The 17,768-nt window shown below is 65.5% G+C and carries 16 protein-coding genes; 10 read left to right on the top strand and 6 right to left on the bottom strand.

The features are described from left to right. The first annotated feature begins 142 nt into the window (after positions 1 to 142). Positions 143 to 3,019, top strand: coding sequence for an EAL domain-containing protein (locus XI05_RS33805; RefSeq protein ID WP_271510026.1), 2,877 nt, complete (start codon positions 143 to 145; stop codon positions 3,017 to 3,019). Between the two features lie 117 nt (positions 3,020 to 3,136). Here XI05_RS33805 and XI05_RS33800 read toward each other — a convergent pair whose 3' ends face one another. After that, positions 3,137 to 3,400, bottom strand: a complete 264-nt coding sequence (locus tag XI05_RS33800) for a DUF7662 domain-containing protein (RefSeq protein WP_035998268.1) — start codon at positions 3,398 to 3,400, stop codon at positions 3,137 to 3,139. A 146-nt stretch (positions 3,401 to 3,546) separates the two neighbouring features. Between XI05_RS33800 and XI05_RS33795 the strand changes: the two genes are divergently transcribed. Further along, positions 3,547 to 5,043, top strand: a complete 1,497-nt coding sequence (locus XI05_RS33795; protein WP_271510024.1) for a sensor domain-containing diguanylate cyclase — start codon at positions 3,547 to 3,549, stop codon at positions 5,041 to 5,043. A gap of 124 nt (positions 5,044 to 5,167) precedes the next feature. Here the strand turns inward: XI05_RS33795 and XI05_RS33790 are convergent, their stop codons facing one another. After that, complete coding sequence (locus XI05_RS33790; protein WP_172784861.1) at positions 5,168 to 6,043, bottom strand: UTP--glucose-1-phosphate uridylyltransferase; 876 nt, start codon at positions 6,041 to 6,043, stop codon at positions 5,168 to 5,170. A gap of 207 nt (positions 6,044 to 6,250) precedes the next feature. On the opposite strand from XI05_RS33790, the gene XI05_RS33785 reads away from it, so the two are divergent. Continuing rightward, positions 6,251 to 7,633: a lytic murein transglycosylase gene (locus XI05_RS33785; protein WP_271510022.1), complete on the top strand. Its 1,383-nt coding sequence runs from the start codon at positions 6,251 to 6,253 to the stop codon at positions 7,631 to 7,633. Between the two features lie 171 nt (positions 7,634 to 7,804). Continuing rightward, positions 7,805 to 9,517, top strand: a complete 1,713-nt coding sequence (locus tag XI05_RS33780; protein ID WP_271510020.1) for an SGNH/GDSL hydrolase family protein — start codon at positions 7,805 to 7,807, stop codon at positions 9,515 to 9,517. 134 nt (positions 9,518 to 9,651) lie between these two features. On the opposite strand, the gene XI05_RS33775 is transcribed toward XI05_RS33780, so the two are convergent. Both XI05_RS33775 and XI05_RS33770 read right to left on the bottom strand, forming a co-directional pair. Continuing rightward, positions 9,652 to 10,026 carry a CsbD family protein gene (locus tag XI05_RS33775; RefSeq protein WP_172784864.1) on the bottom strand — a complete coding sequence of 125 codons (375 nt, stop codon included), beginning with the start codon at positions 10,024 to 10,026 and terminating at the stop codon, positions 9,652 to 9,654. Between the two features lie 64 nt (positions 10,027 to 10,090). Beyond that, entirely contained in the window at positions 10,091 to 10,828 is a 738-nt protein-coding gene (locus XI05_RS33770; protein WP_271510018.1) for an SDR family NAD(P)-dependent oxidoreductase, read from the bottom strand. Between the two features lie 100 nt (positions 10,829 to 10,928). Here XI05_RS33770 and XI05_RS33765 point away from each other — a divergent pair, with 100 nt between their 5' ends. Both XI05_RS33765 and XI05_RS33760 read left to right on the top strand, forming a co-directional pair. Next, positions 10,929 to 11,708, top strand: coding sequence for an SDR family NAD(P)-dependent oxidoreductase (locus XI05_RS33765; protein ID WP_271510015.1), 780 nt, complete (start codon positions 10,929 to 10,931; stop codon positions 11,706 to 11,708). A gap of 95 nt (positions 11,709 to 11,803) precedes the next feature. Continuing rightward, positions 11,804 to 12,691, top strand: a complete 888-nt coding sequence (locus XI05_RS33760) for a TauD/TfdA dioxygenase family protein (protein WP_271510013.1) — start codon at positions 11,804 to 11,806, stop codon at positions 12,689 to 12,691. A 124-nt stretch (positions 12,692 to 12,815) separates the two neighbouring features. Here XI05_RS33760 and XI05_RS33755 read toward each other — a convergent pair whose 3' ends face one another. Continuing rightward, complete coding sequence (locus XI05_RS33755; RefSeq protein WP_172784868.1) at positions 12,816 to 13,457, bottom strand: YqgE/AlgH family protein; 642 nt, start codon at positions 13,455 to 13,457, stop codon at positions 12,816 to 12,818. 142 nt (positions 13,458 to 13,599) lie between these two features. Between XI05_RS33755 and XI05_RS33750 the strand changes: the two genes are divergently transcribed. The 4 genes from XI05_RS33750 to XI05_RS33735 all read left to right on the top strand — a co-directional run bounded on the left by XI05_RS33750 (position 13,600) and on the right by XI05_RS33735 (position 16,718). Then, a complete protein-coding gene (locus tag XI05_RS33750) occupies positions 13,600 to 14,439 on the top strand; it encodes a protein-disulfide reductase DsbD domain-containing protein (RefSeq protein WP_271510011.1) in 840 nt (279 codons plus the stop codon). Positions 14,440 to 14,748: 309 nt separating this feature from the next. Beyond that, entirely contained in the window at positions 14,749 to 16,107 is a 1,359-nt protein-coding gene (locus XI05_RS33745) for a flippase (RefSeq protein ID WP_271510010.1), read from the top strand. A gap of 51 nt (positions 16,108 to 16,158) precedes the next feature. Continuing rightward, positions 16,159 to 16,395 carry a hypothetical protein gene (locus XI05_RS33740; RefSeq protein WP_271510009.1) on the top strand — a complete coding sequence of 79 codons (237 nt, stop codon included), beginning with the start codon at positions 16,159 to 16,161 and terminating at the stop codon, positions 16,393 to 16,395. Next, a complete protein-coding gene (locus tag XI05_RS33735) occupies positions 16,392 to 16,718 on the top strand; it encodes a type II toxin-antitoxin system RelE/ParE family toxin (RefSeq protein WP_271510008.1) in 327 nt (108 codons plus the stop codon). The genes XI05_RS33740 and XI05_RS33735 overlap by 4 nt, the downstream gene beginning before the upstream one ends. A gap of 260 nt (positions 16,719 to 16,978) precedes the next feature. On the opposite strand, the gene XI05_RS33730 is transcribed toward XI05_RS33735, so the two are convergent. Further along, positions 16,979 to 17,767 carry a 3-hydroxybutyrate dehydrogenase gene (locus tag XI05_RS33730; RefSeq protein ID WP_212254188.1) on the bottom strand — a complete coding sequence of 263 codons (789 nt, stop codon included), beginning with the start codon at positions 17,765 to 17,767 and terminating at the stop codon, positions 16,979 to 16,981. Position 17,768: the final 1 nt, after the last annotated feature.

Raw genomic sequence — 17,768 nt, 5'->3', positions numbered from 1 at the left:
ACAGGGCAAGCCGGAAACCCTTTGATTTTCCTCGCTTTCGTGGCATCTATCGCGACGCACCGAACCACATCGGTTCGGTCTGAAATCGCCTTCTAGATTCGCCTTGCACTGACGAGTTTGCGTCGAACGCGGAGAACTGACCTTGCGTCTGATCAGGTGCCTCGCGCCCATCGCGCTGGGCCTCATGATTCTCGTCGCCGCGTATCCCGCGCGCGCGCTCGACGCCGTCAGCGTCCGTAGCGACGCGCCCGCGATCGACCTCACCAGCGTGCTCGAGCATCAGCGCAGCGATGCCGATCGCATCCAGGTCTCCACCGCGCCCGGCACCGACGGCATCGTCCGCCGCATCGAGGTGCGCGCCCGCGAGGGCGGGCAGAACTGGGTGGTGTTCGCGCTCGCCAACAACACCGACGACCAGCTCGACCGCCTGATCGTCGCCCCGCATTACCGCATCGTCTCCTCGGGATTGCTGTGGCCCGACCTCGGCCTGTCGCGCATCGCGACCATCACGCCCTCGATCGGCGACCGGCCGGAACGGCAGGAGAGCGCCACCGCCGACGTGTTCCGCATCACGCTCGACCCCGGCGCCGTCGTCACCTTCGTCGCGGAGCTGCGCACCGACAAGCTGCCGCAGCTCTATCTGTGGGAGCCCGAAGCCTACAAGGACAAGGTCAACTCGTTCACGCTGTACCAGGGCATCGTGATCGGCATCTCCGGATTGCTCGCGCTGGTGCTGACCATCCTGTTCGTGGTGAAGGGCAGCATCATGTTCCCGGCCGCGGCGGCGCTGGCCTGGGCGGTGCTGGTCTATATCGGCGTCGATTTCGGCTTCTGGGGCAAGGTGCTCGACATGTCGAATAACGCCGAGCGCATCTGGCGCGCGGCGGGTGAGGCGATCCTGGCGGCGACGCTCTTGGTGTTCCTGTTCGCCTATCTCAATCTCAGCCGCTGGCACGTGCGCTATTCGCACATCACGGTCGGCTGGCTCGCCTTCCTCGGCTCGCTGGTGGCGCTCGCGCTATTCGACCCGGCGGTGGCCTCCGGCATCGCGCGCATCTCGCTGGTGCTGATCGCCTTCGCCGGTTTCGCGCTGATCGTCTATCTCTCCACCCACGGCTTCGACCGCGCCGTGCTCTTGATCCCGACCTGGTTCCTCCTCGTGGTCTGGGTGGTGGCGGCAGGCATGACGGTGGCGGGCTCCGTCACCAACGACATCGTCGGCCCAGCGCTGCTCGGCGGCCTTGTGCTGATCGTGATGCTGATCGGCTTCACGGTGATGCAGCATGCCTTTGCCGGCGGCGGTGCCAGCACGGGCGTCGTCTCCGATATCGAGCGGCGCGCCCTGGCGCTGGCCGGCTCCGGCGACCTGATCTGGGACTGGGACGTCTCGGCCGACAAGGTGTTCACCAGCCCCGAGACCGAAGCCCTGCTGGGACTGAAGCGCGGCACGCTGGAAGGCCCGGCGGCGTCCTGGCTCGAGGTGCTGCATCCGCTCGACCAGGACCGTTTCCGCGCCGCGCTCGACAGCGTGCTCGACCAGCGCCGCGGCCGTCTGGTGCAGGATTTCCGCCTGCGCACGCCGGACGGCCATTTCATGTGGTTCGCGCTCAAGGCGCGCCCGGTGGTCGGCTCGGACGGCGAGGTCTCGCGCGTGGTCGGCACGCTCACCGACGTCACCGAGCTGCGCAACGCGGAAGAACGCCTGCTGCACGATTCCGTGCATGACAACCTCACCGGCCTGCCCAACCGCAAGCTGTTCATGGACCGGCTCGGTGCGGTCGCGCATTTCGCCAAGACCATGCCGACGCTGCGGCCGACGCTGATGGTGATCGACCTCGACCGCTTCAAGCAGGTCAACGATTCCGTCGGGATCGCGGTCGGCGATTCCATCCTGCTCACTTTGGCGCGCCGCCTCACCCGCATCCTGAAGCCGCAGGACACGCTGGCCCGCATGGCCGGCGATCAGTTCGGCCTGATCCTGCTCTCGGAGCAGGACCCGGCGCGCATCACCGCTTTTGCCGAGACGATCCGCAAGACCATCCGCGCGCCGATCGCCTTCAACGACCGCGAGATCTTCCTCACCGCATCGATCGGCCTCGCGCTGTCCGATCCGCAAACCCAGCTCACGGACGAGATCATCAAGGATGCCGAGCTGGCGATGTATCATTCCAAGCGCATCGGCGGCGACCGCATCGACGTCTACAAGCCGGCGATGCGCGCGCGGAAGACCGACCGCCTGACGCTGGAGAGCGAATTGCGGCGCGCCATCGAGCGCCAGGAGATCACGATCCTGTACCAGCCGATCGTGCGACTGGAGGATCGCTCCGTCGCCGGCTTCGAGGCGCTGGCGCGCTGGGATCATCCGAAGCTTGGGCGCATGGCGCCCTCGGAGTTCATCTCGATTGCGGAGGAGACCGGCCTGATCGTCGACCTCGGCATGTTCGTGCTCGACCAGACCGCCAAGCAGCTTTCGGTGTGGCAACGCGCGATGCGCTCGCGCGAGCCGATCTTCGCCTCCGTCAACGTCTCGTCACGGCAGCTGCTGCGCCACGATTTGATCCACGACATCCGCACCGTGCTGTCGCGCTCCTCGGTGGCGCGCGGCACGCTCAAGCTCGAGCTGACGGAATCGCTGGTGATGGAGAATCCGGAGCACGCAGCCCAGATGCTGACCCGGATCCGCGAGCTCGGCACCGGGCTGTCGCTCGACGATTTCGGCACCGGCCATTCCTCGCTGGCCTATCTGCAGCGCTTCCCGTTCGACACCATCAAGATCGACCAGTCCTTCGTGCGCACCAGCAGCCGCGGCACCCGTCCCGTGATCCTGAAGTCGATCATCGCGCTCGCGCACGATCTCGGCATGGACGTCGTCGCCGAAGGCGCCGAGACGGATTCGGACGCCGTCGAGCTCTACCAGATGGGCTGCGAATACGCGCAAGGTTTTGCCTTCGGCGAGCCGATGGATGCCGACGCGGCGATGCGGCTGCTCACGGAAGTGCGGCTGGAAGCTGCGAGCTGATTGCTCCGCGAGTCCGATATCGTAGGGTGGGCAAAGGCGCACTTGCGCCGTGCCCACCATCCTTGCACCACGGCAGCAGAAGTGGTGGGCACGCTTCGCTTTGCCCACCCTACGATACTATCGCCGCCGCTCACCCTTCTGCTTCCTGAATCTCACGCTCTGGCCGTCGGGCATGCGCGTTGCCACGAAGCCGGCGGCGAGGCAGGCTTCGCGTTGCGGCATCTGGATGTCGGGGCTGCGCAGGCTGTCCCACCATGAGGCACGCTGGGCCGCGCGCGGCAGCGCCGCGCCGATGATCTCCTCGATCTGCTCGAAGCTCAGCACGAGCTCCTCCTGCTTCTGCCGCAGCAGATAATCGCGCAACGCGTCGTAGTCGTTCACACTCGTCCTCTCGTCCGGGGCCGAAGATCAGGCCTGCTCAAAACCGTCAGCCGCATAAACCGATTCTTAACTCATTGCAGCAGCGCCGTCGCGGCTTAAACACTACGCAAGCTTTCGGGCGCATCCACTATGGACAGGAGCGAACAATGTTCTCTGGATGGCGCGACGTTGCGGCCCGCCGGCCGTGGCGGATTTCGGCGAAGCTGCTGATCATCTCGTCCGTGGTGACGGTGATCGGCTTTTCAGCCATTTGCGTCAACGTCATGCTCGACATGCGCCGCGGCGAGGAGGCGCTCGCCCGCCAGACGTTGGAGAACCTTGCGACCACGATCGAGTCCGACGTCAGCCGCAACGTCGAGATCTACGATTTGTCGCTGAAGGCGGTCGCCAGCAACATGCTGCTGCCCGAGCTCGCGACGGTCTCGAAGCCGATCCGTCACCTGATCCTGTTCGACCACGCAACCACCGCCAGGCATTTCGGCGCCATCCAGGTGTTCGACGCCGAGGGCCGGCTGACCATCGACGCCTCCACGCTCGATCCGCTGCCGGAGGACCGCAGCGAGGAAGACTATTTCAGGGTTCACCGGGACAATCCCGGCGCGGAGCTGTTCATCAGCCGTCCCATGCTGTTTCGCGGCGCCTACTCGATCGTGTTGAGCCGGCGCATCAGCGACGCGGACGGCGGCTTCATGGGCGTCGTCGCCGGCTCGATCCGCTTCAGCTATTTCCACGAATTGTTCGATCGGCTCAACCTCGACCCCGACGACACCATCACCGTGCTCAAGCGCGACCGCACCATCATCATGCGGCGGCCATTCGATCTCGACGTCATCGGCACGAACCTGAACGACCGCCAGAACTGGAAGGCCGACAATCTCAGGGTCGGCGCCTCCTATTCGGGACAGGGCCCGGTCGATCCGACGCCGCGACTCTATGTCCGCAGCAAGAACAATGGTCCGCTGTTCGTGGTCGCCGGCAAGCCTTTGGCCGCGGTGTTCGCGCTCTGGCAGAAGGAGGCGATCCGCATCGGCGCCGTGGTGCTGGCGCTCGCGCTGTTCGTGCTGGGATCGACGCTCGTGCTGGCGCGCGAGATCGGCCGGCGCGCCGAGGCCGAGCGCAAGCTCGAGGAGTTGGCGACGACGGACGCGCTCACGGGCCTGAAGAACCGCCGCAAGTTCGATTCCGTCATCGACGTCGAATGGCGGCGCGCCATGCGCCAGAAGGCGCCGATCGCGCTGCTCATGATCGATGCCGATCACTTCAAGGCCTACAACGACACCTTCGGCCACCAGGCCGGCGACCAGGTGCTGGTCGGCATCGCCATCTGCATTTCCGATTCGGTGAGCCGCGCCGGCGACTGCGCGGCGCGCTATGGCGGCGAGGAATTCGCCGTGCTGCTGCCGAACACCTCGGCCGCCGATGCCTTCAAGGTGGCGGAGACGATCCGCCACAAGGTGCAGGGCTGGTCCGACGATCAGGCGATGTCGACGGTGTCCTGCGGCATCGCCAGCCTCGTCCCCGCCGCCGGCATGGACTGGGCGCTGCTGGTTGCCGCCGCCGACAAGGCGCTCTACGCCGCCAAGGCCGGCGGGCGCAACCAGTCGGTGGTCGCGAGCCTCCCGCAGCTGTCGCTGGTGGCGTGAGAAACTCCCTCGCCGTCGTCATTGCGAGCGAAGCGAAGCAATCCAGAATCCCTCCGCGGAGACAGTCTGGATTGCTTCGTCGCTTCGCTCCTCGCAATGACGAGCAGAGAGATGACGCCGGGAACTACTGCCCCAGATACTTCTTCATCTCCGCGATCAGGCCGTCGCGCAATTCCGGGCGCTTCAAGCCGTAGGCGATGTTGGCGCGCAGGAAGCCGGGCTTGGAGCCGCAATCATGGCGCTCGCCCTCGAACTCGACGCCGTAGAATTTCTGCGTCTTGGCAAGCCCGATCATGGCGTCGGTGAGCTGGATCTCGCCGCCGGCGCCGCGCTCCTGGGTCTCCAGGATCTTGAAGATCTCCGGCTGCAGGATGTAGCGGCCGGTGATCGAGAGGTTGGACGGCGCCGTGCCCTTGGCCGGCTTCTCGACCATGCCGTCGACCTCGAACATCTTGCCGTTGCGCTTGCCGACGCCGCAGATGCCGTATTGGTGGGTCAGATGATCGGGCACCGCCTCGACCGCGACCAGATTGGATTTTTCGCCGAGCGAGGACGCCATCTCGATCATCTGCTTCAGGCAGCCGGGCGTGTTGAGCACGAGTTCGTCCGGCAGCACCACGGCGAACGGCTCGTTGCCGACGATGTCGCGCGCGCACCAGACCGCGTGGCCGAGGCCGAGCGGCGCCTGCTGCCGGGTGAAGCTGACCGCGCCGGCTTCCGGCTGGTTCTGCGCCAGGATGTCCTGCTCGGCTTTCTTGCCGCGTGCGGCCAGCGTCGCGTCGAGCTCGAACATCCGGTCGAAATGATCCTCGATGACAGCCTTGTTGCGGCCGGTGACGAAGACGAAGTGCTCGATGCCGGCTTCCTTCGCCTCGTCATAGACGTACTGGATCAGCGGCTTGTCGACGATGGTCAGCATTTCCTTCGGCATTGCCTTGGTGGCAGGCAGAACGCGGGTGCCGAGGCCGGCGACGGGGAATACAGCTTTGCGAATCTTCATGGGATCGATCGAATACCTTGGGGCACATGGGACGGGAGCAATGGCATTCTTGCTAGCCTGTTTGCAGCCGCCAACAAAGGCGGATGTGGGGCCTCGCCCCGACAGAGTTAAGAAAAAGGCCGTCACCAAAATTTCACCTTTGTTAAGCTATTGGCAACGCTAACCAGGCCTCCTGTGGCGGGTTTTCAGGCCGACGGGTGGGATATGATGCAATCAATGGCAGGACTGGCGAGACGGGCTGGCGGCGCAGTCGTTGCGGCCGCTTTGCTGCTGCCGGCCGGCGCGGACGCGCAGGCGCAGAACGGCCTGTCCAACCTGTTCGGCGGCATCTTCTCGGGATCGAACCCGGCACCGGCGCAACCCACACCTGGCCCGAGCGGCGCGCCGACGGGAGCATTGCCCTGGAGCGGCGAGGACGGCGCCTCCGGCCATCCCTTGATGACGGCCGCCGCGATCCGCGAGGCCGCCGGCAACTTCAACAATTGCGTCGCTGCGATGTGGCCCGATGCTGCACGGCGCGGCGTCACGCAGGAGAACTTTCAGCGCTTCACCGCCGGACTCTCGCCCGACCTGCGCATCATGGACCTCATGGACTCGCAGCCGGAATTCACCAAGTCGATCTGGGACTATCTCGACATCCTGGTGAACGACAACCGCCTCGCCAAAGGCCGCGAGGTCCTCGCCAAATACAAGGCGCAGTTCGACGCGACTGAGAAAGCCACCGGTGTCGACCGCACCATCATCGCCTCGATCTGGGGCATCGAGTCCAATTACTCGACGCAGATGGGCGACCGCAGCGTGCTGCAATCGACCGCGACGCTCGCCTGCATCGGCCGCCGCCAGGCCTATTTCAAGGACGAATTCCTCTCCGCGCTGGAGATCCTCAACCGCGGCGATCTGCGTCCGGAGCAGCTGCGCGGCTCCTGGGCCGGCGCCTTCGGCCCGACCCAGTTCATGCCGACCGCGTTCAAGCGCTTCGCGGTGGACGGAGACGGCGACGGCCGGCGCGACGTCGTCGACAATCCAACGGACCTGATTGCGTCGACCGCCAACAATCTGAAGAAGGACGGCTGGCAGCCCGGCCAGACCTGGGGCTTTGAGGTCGTGGTGCCGCAAGGCTTCAACTATATGCTGGCCGACCGCGCCAAGGCGATGCCGATCGCGCAATGGGAGAAGCTCGGGCTCAAGCGTCCGAACAACCAGCCCTTTCCGCAGCCGGCGGAGAAAGCTTACCTGCTGGCGCCGGCCGGCGCGCAGGGACCGGGCTTTCTGATGCTGCAGAATTACCGCGTCATCATGAAGTACAACCCGGCCGAAGCCTATGCCCTGGCGATCGGCCATTTCGCCGACCGGCTGCGCGGGGGACAGCCTTTCGTGCAGCCCTGGCCGCGCCAGGAGCGCGAGCTGTCACGGACCGAGCGGCTGGAGCTGCAGCAACTGCTGGCCCAGCGCGGCTTCTACAAGGGCACCCCGGACGGCCAGTTCGGCGGCATGACCAGGGAGGCCTTGCGCAACTTCCAGGCCTCGATCGGGGCCCCCGCCGACGGTTTTGCCTCGTCCGACGTGCTGGACCGGCTGCGCGGGCGGTAAAAATCGCGCCTGAAGTAACCTTGAAGGCGGATTTTGGCTGATAACCTTGACCGGGACTGGTGTTCCCCGGTCTATGGACAAGAATCTGCGATGGAATTTGCCCGTTTGGCGCCTGATTCCGTTATTATATCGAGCTAGCTCCGATCCCCCATTGCGCGTGCCCGAGATCGCATGTCGAAGAAGTCCCTGTTCAAGGCGCTGACCGAGACCGGCCCGCTGATCGCGCTGGGGACGGCGCTTGCGATCCTGGTATCGGTGGCTGCACCGGCTTCGGCACAGTTCTTCAACTTCCCCGGCTTCGGCGGCCCGCCGCAGCGTTCGGCCCCACCACCGCCACCCCGGGGCGGCGGAGGTGGCGGCTGGTTCGGCGGCGACTTCTTCGCACCATTCCAGCAGCAGCCGCAGCAAGCGCCGCGCCAGGATTTTTCGCGCGCGCCGGCACCGGCCAAGCGCGACACCATTCCTGAGAAGAACGTGCTGGTGATCGGTGATGCCATGGCCGACTGGCTCGCCTATGGCCTCGAAGACGCCTACGCCGAGCAGCCCGACATGGGCGTTATCCGCAAGCACAAGACCACGTCCGGCCTGATCAAGTACCAGCCCAAGGGCGAGCCCGCGGACTGGGCCGCGGCGGCCAAGGGCATTCTCGAGACCGAGAAGCCCGACGTGATCGTCGTCATGCTCGGCCTCAACGACCGCGTCGCGATCCGCGAGCCGGCCGCCGACAAATCCGACAAGGCAGCCGCGGAAAAAGACAAGGACAAGAAGAACGACAAGGGTGCGCGCGCCAAGCCACCGGCGAAGCCCGGCGATGCCAAGCCCGACACCGCCGCCAAGCCGGACGACAAGCCTGCCGATGCCGACCTGCCGCAGGACGACGCCGACAACGCCGACACGCCGGCGGCCGCGCCGGAAAAGACCGCGCGCAACCCGAACGGCCTCTATGAATTCCGCGACGAGCGCTGGGTCGAGCTCTACGGCAAGAAGATCGAGGAGCTCGCGGGCGTGCTCAAGGCCAAGGGCGTGCCCGTGCTCTGGGTCGGCCTGCCCGCAGTTCGCGGACCGAAGGGCACCGCGGATACGCTGTTCCTGGATTCGCTCTACCGTGAGGGCGCCGCCAAGGCCGGCATCACCTATGTCGACGTCTGGGACGGCTTCGTCGACGAGGCCGGCCGCTTCCTGCAGAAGGGCCCGGACTTCGAAGGCCAGATCCGCCAGCTCCGCAGCTCCGACGGCGTCTACTTCACGAAGCCGGGCGCACGAAAACTCGCGCATTATGTCGAGCGCGAGATCACGCGCCTGCTTGCCGGACGCTCCGGCCCGATCGCGCTGCCGAGCGAGCCTGCGACGCCCGACACCAGCGCCGAGCCGGGCAAGCCCGCGCCGAGGCCGCTGGCCGGGCCGATCGTGCCGCTGGTTGCAGCCTCGATCTCGACCGATCAATTGCTGGGCGGACCAGGCACGCGTCCCGCCGCCGTCGATGCGCTCGCGGCAAAGACCATGGTGAAGGGTGAACCGCTGGCAGCTCCCGCCGGCCGTGCCGACGATTATGCCTGGCCGCGCCGGGAAGTCGGCCGCGAGCAGGCCAAGGGCGATACGCCGATGGCGGCAACGACGCCGGACGGCGGGGCGGCTCAGGGCGCACCGGGCGCGGCCGTCGCGATCACGCCACCAAAGCTCGCGCCGAAGAAGCCGCAGCTCCCGCCACAACAGCCGGCCCAGGCAACGCCCTCATTCCGGGATTTCTTCGGCTTCGGCTCGCCGCAGCCCCCGCCGGCCCCACGCCAGCTGGCGCCTGCGCCCGGACCGCGCAATCCGAATCCCAATCCTGGGGTCCCGCGTCCGCCGGGCAACGTTGGCCGCTCGGCCGAGATGTTCCGGTAATCGTCTCTGACGATTTCAGATGTCATTCCGGGGCGCGCATAGCGCGAACCCGGAATCCATCGTGCCACCGGCAATGTTGATGAATGGATTCCGGGCTCGCGCCAAGAGGCGCGCCCCGGAATGACGCACGACAATCAGCCGTAATAGCGCCAGCGTGACGGCGGGCGACGGGCGGGACGCGACATCAGAAGCGCCAGCGCGAAGCCGATGCCGCCGGCAACCAGCAGCGCGCCGAGCGGGTTGTCCTGCACCTTCTGCGCGATGGCCTTCGAGCCGTCGCGGAAAGTCTCGCCACTGTTCTCATAGGCATCCTTGGCATAGCCCGCGGCAGTGTCCGTGGCCTCGCGCACGGCATCCTTGGCCTGGCCGTAGAGATTTTGCACCGTGCCCGCGGCTTCCCGCGCCTTGCCCGATGCCTGAGTCTTGGCATCGCCTGCCATGTCGCCGATCGCGCCTTCCGCGCGTCCGGCATATTCCTTCGCCGATCCAACAATCCGATCCGTGTCCATGATGATCCTCCTCGGTGGTCAGCCGAAGTAACCGATCAGACGCAGCGCGGTTCCTTAGGCTCTCCTACAGAATCAGGCCGCCATCGACGACCAGCGTCTGGCCGATGATGTAGGACGACAGCGGCGAGGCCAGGAACAGCGCCGCGCCCGCCATGTCGGCCGGCGTGCCCAATCGCCGCAGCGGGATGCGGGCGAGCGCGCCTTCCAGCCGCTTCGGATTGTCGGTCGTCACCTTCGTCATCTTGGTGTCGACGAGCCCTGGCGCGATGCCGTTGACGCGGATGCCGTCCTCGGCCCAGGCCTCGCCAAGCGTCCGCGTCAATCCGACCGCACCGGTCTTCGAGGCATTGTAGGCGGGATTGCCCATGGTGGAATGATAGGCCGCGGTCGAGGACACGATGATCAGCGCGCCCTTCGCGTCCCGCAACATGGAATGAAAGCGCGTCGCACAGGCCATCAGGCTCATCAGATTGACCTCGACGACCTTGCGGAAACCCGCCATCTCGAATTCGCCGCGGCGGTAGATCACCGCGCCCTGCGCGAGCACCAGGATGTCGAGACGTTCGAACGATGGCTTGAATGCTTCGATCGCATTGGGATTGCCGACATCGAGCTGCGCGTAAGCAAGACCTTCGAGATCGGAGCCTTCCTCGGCTGAATATTCCGCTGCGTGAGCACGCGTGCCGCAGACCGCGACAGAAGCGCCCTTGGCGCGAAAGGCCTGCGCGATGCCGTTGCCGATGCCGCTGGAACCGCCGACCACCAGCACCTGCTTGCCTGAGAAATCGAGCTCGTTTGCCATTCTCGGCCTCCCCTGTTGTTGTCTGCTTGTTTGACCTGTCTGCGGATCGATGCCAGCCTTGTCAATCATAACAAGAACCAGCTCGGCGCGAGGAAACAGCATGTCCGACTTCAGGGAGCTCAGCCGGTCCGTGAAGGGCCTCACCGTGCTCGTCACCGGCGCGGCCAGCGGCATGGGGCGCGCCACCGCGCGCGTATTCGCTAGCGAAGGTGCGAATGTCGCCGTCTCGGATTTCGCCGAGCATGGCGCGCAGGACGTCGCCAGGGAGATTGCGGCGAGCGGTGGCGCGGCACGGGCGTGGAAGCTCGATGTCGCCGACGGCGACGAGATCAAGCGTGTGGTCGGCGATGTCGCCGCGCATTTCGGCGGGCTCGACATCGTCGTCAACAATGCCGGCATCTCGGTGCGTGTCGCGATCGACGATGAGGCCTACGAGGACGCCTGGGCGAAGGGGATCGCCGTGATGCTGACGGCGCATCCACGCATCATCCGCGCGGCGCTGCCCCACTTGCGCAAGTCGAAGAGCCCGCGCATCGTCAACATCGCCTCGACCGAGGCGCTCGGCGCCACCGCCTTGCACAGCCCGTACTCGGCCGCGAAGGGTGGCGTTGTGAGCCTCACCCGCTCGCTGGCGGTGGAGCTCGGCCGCGAGGGCATCACCGTCAACTGCATCTGTCCCGGACCGATCCGCACGGGAATCACGGACCGCATCCCGGAGGAGCACAAGACCATCTACGCCAAGCGCCGCACCGCACTCGGCCGTTACGGCGACCCTGAAGAGGTCGCGCATATGACGCTGAGCCTGTGCCTGCCCGCGGCGTCCTTCCTCACCGGCGCGGTGATCCCGGTCGACGGCGGGCTGATGGCGCGGAACGCGTGAGAGCCATGCGCGCGGCGCGTTGACATCGCCGGATGCGGGAGTCATTTTTTCCACAACAGAGCGGGGAAACCGCTCGTCGATGCGGGAGGAACGCCATGACCATCGCCATCCGGCAGCTTCAGAAACATTTCGTCGGCGAGGTATCCGGCCTCGATCTGCGCAAGCCGCTCACGCCGGATGAGGCGCGCGAGATCGAGGCCGCCATGGACAAGTACGCCGTGCTCGTCTTCCACGATCAGGACATCACCGACGAGCAGCAGATGGCGTTCGCGCTGAACTTCGGCCAGCGCGAGGAAGCGCGCGGCGGCAACATCACCAAGGCGGATGAACACCGCCTCACCTCGGGCCTGAACGACGTCTCCAACCTCGGCAAGGACGGCAAGCCGCTGCCGAAGGACAGCCGCGCCAATCTGTTCAACCTCGGCAATTGCCTGTGGCACTCCGACAGCTCCTTCCGCCCCATCCCCGCAAAGTTCTCGCTGCTGTCGGCGCGCGTGGTGAACCCGAAGGGCGGCAACACCGAATTCGCCGACATGCGCGCGGCCTATGACGCGCTCGACGACGAGACCAAGGCGGAGATCGAGGACCTCGTCTGCGAGCATTCGCTGATGTATTCGCGGGGATCGCTCGGCTTCACCGAATACACCGACGAAGAGAAGCATATGTTCAAGCCGGTGCTGCAGCGGCTGGTGCGCACGCATCCCGTGCATCGCCGCAAGTCGCTGTATCTGTCATCGCATGCCGGCAAGATCGTCGGCATGAGCGTGCCCGAGGGGCGGCTGTTGCTGCGCGATCTGAACGAGCACGCCACGCAGCCTGAGTTCGTCTACGTGCACAAATGGAAGCTGCATGACCTCGTGATGTGGGACAACCGCCAGACCATGCACCGCGTCCGCCGCTACGACCAGTCCCAGCCCCGCGACATGCGCCGCGCGACGGTGGCGGGCACCGAGCCGACGGTGCAGCAGCAGGCGGCGGAGTAGGCGCTGTCGTCATTGCGAGGAGCGAAGCGACGAAGCAATCCAGACTGCCTCCGTGGAGAATTCTGGATTGCTTCGCTTCGCTCGCAATGACGATGGGTGAGAGCTGTGCGAAGCACTCCACCAGCTACGCGTGCCCGGCCTCGTTCGAGAGCATGCCGGGATCGATGCCGATCTTCTGCAGGGCGCGGTTGTACTTGTCGTCGACGTCGTCGCCGAAGATCAGATCCGCATCCGCATCGCAATGCAGCCAGCCGTTGCTCTGGATCTCCGTCTCGAGCTGGCCCGGCGCCCAGCCGGCATAGCCGAGCGCGAGGATGGCGTGCTTGGGGCCGGAGCCGTTGGCGATGGCGCGCAGGATGTCGACCGTCGCGGTCAGGCAGACGCCGTCATCGATCCGCAGCGTCGCGTTCTCGATGTAGAAGTCGCTGGAATGCAGCACGAAGCCACGGCCGGTGTCGACCGGGCCGCCGCGCAGCACCTTCATGCTTTCGGCGTTCTCCGGCAGCTTGATGTGCTCGCCCTTCTTGATGATGCCGAGCTGCTGCAAGAGCTCGGGGAAATCGATGCTGCCGGCGGGATGGTTCACGATGATGCCCATCGCACCTTCCGCCGAATGGGCGCAGAGATAGATCACCGAGCGCTCGAAGCGGGAATCGCCCATCACGGGCATTGCGATCAGGAGCCGGCCGTCGAGATAGCCGGAACTGGGCAACGCGGCGCCCGAGCTGCGGGTGCTTTCGCCCGTCCTCTTGCCTGTGGGAGCCATCGCTCAAGCACTCCGGTTTCAATTCCTATCCTGATGTCGGGCCGGGCGGCTGTCAAATCAAGGCTTGCGGCGACTTGATTCAAGTGCATCCATCACACGCAATTCAATGGTTTGGCCCGGGGCCACCCTGTAAAGACGTGCTATGCTTACGAGAGTTCCCCTGCGTGCGGCGATTGGCGTCGCAACAACCCTGCTCGCGTCGGCGTTGGCCATCGCCGCCCGTGCCGATGACGCCTCGCCTTGGCAGCGCGACGGACATTCCGCGGTGCGGCTGCTGGCGGGATCGCGCAGCGGCGCGGTTTTGCTCGGCGGTATTGCCTTCCAGCTCCAGCCCGGCTGGAAGACCTACTGGCGGTCGCCCGGCGATTCCGGCGTTCCACCCCGGTTCGACTTCTCGAAGTCCGATAATGTCGAAGCGGTGACGGTGATGTGGCCGGCACCGCTGAAATTCGACGACGGCGCGGGCGGCCATTCGATCGGCTATCGCGACCAGGTCGTGCTGCCCCTGCGCATCGTCGCCAAGGCTGCGGACAAGCCGGTGACCTTGCGCGCGGAGATCAACTACGCGGTGTGCGAGAAGCTCTGCATTCCGGTGGAGGCCAGCGCCGAGCTCGGCTTCAACAGCGTCGCCTCGACCGAGGATGCGAACTTGCGTGCCGCGCTCGACACCGTGCCGAAGCCCGCCAATATCGGCGATCCCAATCCGCTCACCATTCGCGACGTCAAGCGTGACGGGCCCAAGAACGTGGTGGTCGACGTGGTGACGCCCGACAGCCGCAAGGTCAATCTGTTCGTGGAAGGCCCGACACCCGATTGGGCGCTGCCGATTCCGGCGCCGGCACCGCATAGCCCGCCGGGGGTGATGCGCTTCTCGTTCGAGCTCGACGGACTGCCGCCGGGCGCCAAGCCCGAGGGCGCCGCGCTGAAGTTCACGCTGGTCGGGCCGGAGAAGGCGTACGAGTTCAATACGAATTTGGAGTGAGGCCCGGTCAACGCGAGTACGTTGCTCTGCTGGCGTTCCACATTCAGCTGTCGTCCCGGGGCGCGCGAAGCGCGAGCCCGGGACCCATCACCACAGGGAGTGGTTTGGCGAAGATTCGGAGTTGCCAGCACGCAACAACTTCTCCCTGGGGTTATGGGTCCCAGATCGGCGCGCGCTTGAGGCGCGCTTGTCCGCGAACGACACCGCGTTTGGGGTTACGGCACCCCGCCCAACCGAATCTTAACGAATGGTTGCTAATCCCTCACCTGCCGCTGCAGGTCGCCCTGGGGATTCTTCGAATTGGCCGTGATGGATGCACCACCCGCAACGACCGGACCGGCCGGCCTGATTGCGCGGCTGCGCGCCAAGCTCGCGGGCGGATCGAGCGAGGCGTCGCTGACGCGGCAGCTCGCCGGCACCATCTTCGTCATCCGCGTCATCAGCGCCGGCCTCGCTTATGTCTCGCAGGTGCTGCTCGCGCGCTGGATGGGTACGTCCGATTACGGCATCTACGTCTATGTCTGGACCTGGGTGCTGCTGCTCGGCAGCATGATGGATTTCGGCATCTCGGCCTCGGCGCAAAAAATCATTCCGGAGTACCGCGCCAGCGGCGCGCAGGCGCTGCTGCGCGGTTTCCTCTCCGGCAGCCGCTGGCTGACCTTTGCCGTGTCCACGCTGGTGTCGCTCGGCCTTGCCGGCATCGTCAAATTGCTGTCGCCCTGGATCGATCCGGCCGAGGTGCTGCCGCTCTATATCGGCTGCATGACGCTTCCCGCCTTCGTCGTCGCCAACACCCAGGACGGCATCGCGCGCTCGCACGACTGGATGCAACTCGGCCTGATGCCGCAATTCATCATCCGCCAGGCACTGATCATCGGCATCACAGCGCTCGCCTTTCTGCTCGGCTATCACCTCGGCGCGGTCGCCGCGATGTTGGCGAGCCTGGGCGCGGTGTGGATCGCGATGGCCGGGCAGATGGCGGTGCTGAACCGCAAGCTCGCCGATCACATCACACCGGGACCGAAGGTCTATGACGTCAAGGGCTGGCTCGCCGTCTCGCTGCCGATCCTGCTGGTCGAGAGCTTCTACCTGCTGCTGTCCTACACCGACGTGCTGGTGCTGCAGCAATTCCGTCCCTCGGACGAGGTCGGCGTCTATTTCGCCGTGGTGAAGACGCTGGCGCTGGTCTCGTTCATCCATTACGCGATGTCGGCGACGACGGCGCATCGTTTCGCCGAATACAATGCCAGCGGCGACAAGGCGCGCCTGTCGGCTTACGTCGCGCACGCCATCAACTGGACGTTCTGGCCGTCGCTGGCCGCGACCATCGTGCTGCTCGCGCTCGGTAAGCCGCTGCTGTGGCTGTTCGGACCGCAATTCATGATCGGCTACGACATCATGTTCGTGGCCGCGATCGGCCTCGTGGTCCGCGCCGCCATCGGCCCGGTGGAGCGGCTGCTCAACATGCTCGGCCAGCAGAGGATCTGCGCGCTGGCCTACGCGCTGGCCTTCGTGATGAATGTCGTGCTCTGCATCGCGCTGGTGCCGCGCTACGGCGGCCACGGCGCGGCGGCTGCGACCTCGATCTCACTGAGCTTCGAGACCGTGCTGCTGTTCTGGATCGTCCGGCAGCGGCTGGGGCTGCACGTGCTGGCGTTCGGACGCTAGCCATCGGCTATAGATGATTGGAAAGCTCTTCGGCACCTGATATAGTCGGGCATGGCTGCAAGCGATCTGCGAGATCTTCTGGAACGTGCCCAGACTTGGCCCGAAGAGGCCCAGAACGAGTTGGTTGCGATTGCCAGCGAAATCGAGAGCGAACTGCTCGGCGGCGAATATGTGGCGACACAGGAAGAACTGCGAAGCATCGACGCTGCGTTAGCCTCCATAGATCGCGGCGAGTTCGCTACGGATGCCGAGGTCGCAGAGGTCTTCGCGAAATTCAAGCGCGGATGAAGGTCGTCTGGACCCGAGAGGCGCTTGCTGACCTCGAAGATATTGCAACCTATTACGCAAGCAACGCCAGCCCAGCGGTCGCCGACGCCATCGGACGAAGATTCGCTGACGTCATCGAGCGCGTCCGGGGTGCGCCTTTCTCATCGCCACGGGTGACACAACGTTCCCAGGTCCGCGCGGTAACGGTCGTCCGCTATCCCCTTCGGATATTTTACCGCGTCAGTGGCGAGGTCATTCATATCATCCATATCCGCCACACGTCACGGCGGCCCCTCGCGGGACTGAACGAGCCGAGAAGGCAATATACTTCGCCTCGGACCTGAGAACGGTTGTTTCGCAGTAGCGCGGGAAGAAGGTGAAACACCAGTGCCGCTGACGCTGGTCGCGGGCATCGGCAAAATCATGTTCGCGGAGCTGAACCTCTCGTCGGCATTCGCGGCGCTGGTCTGGACGCATTGAGCGGAGGCTGCCGACTCGCTCTCGCAGGGTGGGCAAAGTGCAAGTATGCCCACCACTTCTCTCGATTGCGGAGGATGGTGGGCACGGCGCTTACGCGCCTTTGCCCACCCTACGGCCTCGCCTCTTACTCCGCGGTCCAGCCGCCGTCGATCGAGAGGTTGGTGCCGGTGATCTGGGCGGCGTCGTCGCTGCACAGGAACAGCGCGAGCGCGGCGACCTGCTCGGAGGTGACGAACTCCTTGGTCGGCTGTGCATCGAGCAGGACATCGTTGATGACCTGCTCGCGCGTCAGATTGCGCGCCTTCATGGTGTCGGGGATCTGCTTCTCGACCAGCGGGGTCCAGACATAGCCCGGACTAATGCAGTTGCAGGTGATCTTGTGGGTCGCCACTTCCAGCGCCACGGTCTTGGTGAGGCCGGCGATGCCGTGCTTGGCCGAGACGTAAGCCGACTTGAACGGCGAGGCGACCAGCGAGTGCGCCGACGCCGTGTTGATGATGCGGCCCCAACCCTTCTTCTTCATGCCGGGCACCGCGGCGCGGATGGCGTGGAAGGCCGAGGACAGATTGATCGCGATGATCTGGTCCCACTTCTCCGGCGGGAATTCCTCGATCGGCGAGACGAACTGGATGCCGGCATTGTTGACGAGGATGTCGACGGAGCCGAACGTCTTCTCGCCGAGCGCGATCATGCCGGCGATCTCGGCGGGCTTGGTCATGTCGGCGGGCGAGTAGACCGCCTTCACGCCGAAATCGGACTCGATCTTGGCGCGCTCCTTCTCGATGTCCTCCGGCGCGCCGAAACCATTGATGACGACATTGGCACCGGCGGCGGCGAAGGCGCGTGCGTAAGCGAGCCCGATGCCGCTGGTCGATCCGGTCACGACGGCGTTCTTGCCTGACAGAGTACCCATT

Source organism: Bradyrhizobium sp. CCBAU 11357 (assembly GCF_028128865.1).
Classification (GTDB): Bacteria; Pseudomonadota; Alphaproteobacteria; order Rhizobiales; family Xanthobacteraceae; genus Bradyrhizobium.
Note: the sequence above shows the minus strand (reverse complement) of the source record. Positions and strands in the feature narration are given on the sequence as shown.

Excerpts from the sequence above, each read along its gene's own strand:
- XI05_RS33795 (WP_271510024.1), top strand. The coding sequence starts at position 3,547 with ATGTTCTCTGGATGGCGCGACGTTGCGGCCCGCCGGCCGTGGCGGATT.
- XI05_RS33790 (WP_172784861.1), bottom strand. The coding sequence starts at position 6,043 with ATGAAGATTCGCAAAGCTGTATTCCCCGTCGCCGGCCTCGGCACCCGC.
- XI05_RS33785 (WP_271510022.1), top strand. The coding sequence starts at position 6,251 with ATGCAATCAATGGCAGGACTGGCGAGACGGGCTGGCGGCGCAGTCGTT.
- XI05_RS33780 (WP_271510020.1), top strand. The coding sequence starts at position 7,805 with ATGTCGAAGAAGTCCCTGTTCAAGGCGCTGACCGAGACCGGCCCGCTG.
- XI05_RS33775 (WP_172784864.1), bottom strand. The coding sequence starts at position 10,026 with ATGGACACGGATCGGATTGTTGGATCGGCGAAGGAATATGCCGGACGC.
- XI05_RS33770 (WP_271510018.1), bottom strand. The coding sequence starts at position 10,828 with ATGGCAAACGAGCTCGATTTCTCAGGCAAGCAGGTGCTGGTGGTCGGC.
- XI05_RS33765 (WP_271510015.1), top strand. The coding sequence starts at position 10,929 with ATGTCCGACTTCAGGGAGCTCAGCCGGTCCGTGAAGGGCCTCACCGTG.
- XI05_RS33760 (WP_271510013.1), top strand. The coding sequence starts at position 11,804 with ATGACCATCGCCATCCGGCAGCTTCAGAAACATTTCGTCGGCGAGGTA.
- XI05_RS33755 (WP_172784868.1), bottom strand. The coding sequence starts at position 13,457 with ATGGCTCCCACAGGCAAGAGGACGGGCGAAAGCACCCGCAGCTCGGGC.
- XI05_RS33750 (WP_271510011.1), top strand. The coding sequence starts at position 13,600 with ATGCTTACGAGAGTTCCCCTGCGTGCGGCGATTGGCGTCGCAACAACC.
- XI05_RS33745 (WP_271510010.1), top strand. The coding sequence starts at position 14,749 with ATGGATGCACCACCCGCAACGACCGGACCGGCCGGCCTGATTGCGCGG.
- XI05_RS33740 (WP_271510009.1), top strand. The coding sequence starts at position 16,159 with ATGGCTGCAAGCGATCTGCGAGATCTTCTGGAACGTGCCCAGACTTGG.
- XI05_RS33735 (WP_271510008.1), top strand. The coding sequence starts at position 16,392 with ATGAAGGTCGTCTGGACCCGAGAGGCGCTTGCTGACCTCGAAGATATT.
- XI05_RS33730 (WP_212254188.1), bottom strand. The coding sequence starts at position 17,767 with ATGGGTACTCTGTCAGGCAAGAACGCCGTCGTGACCGGATCGACCAGC.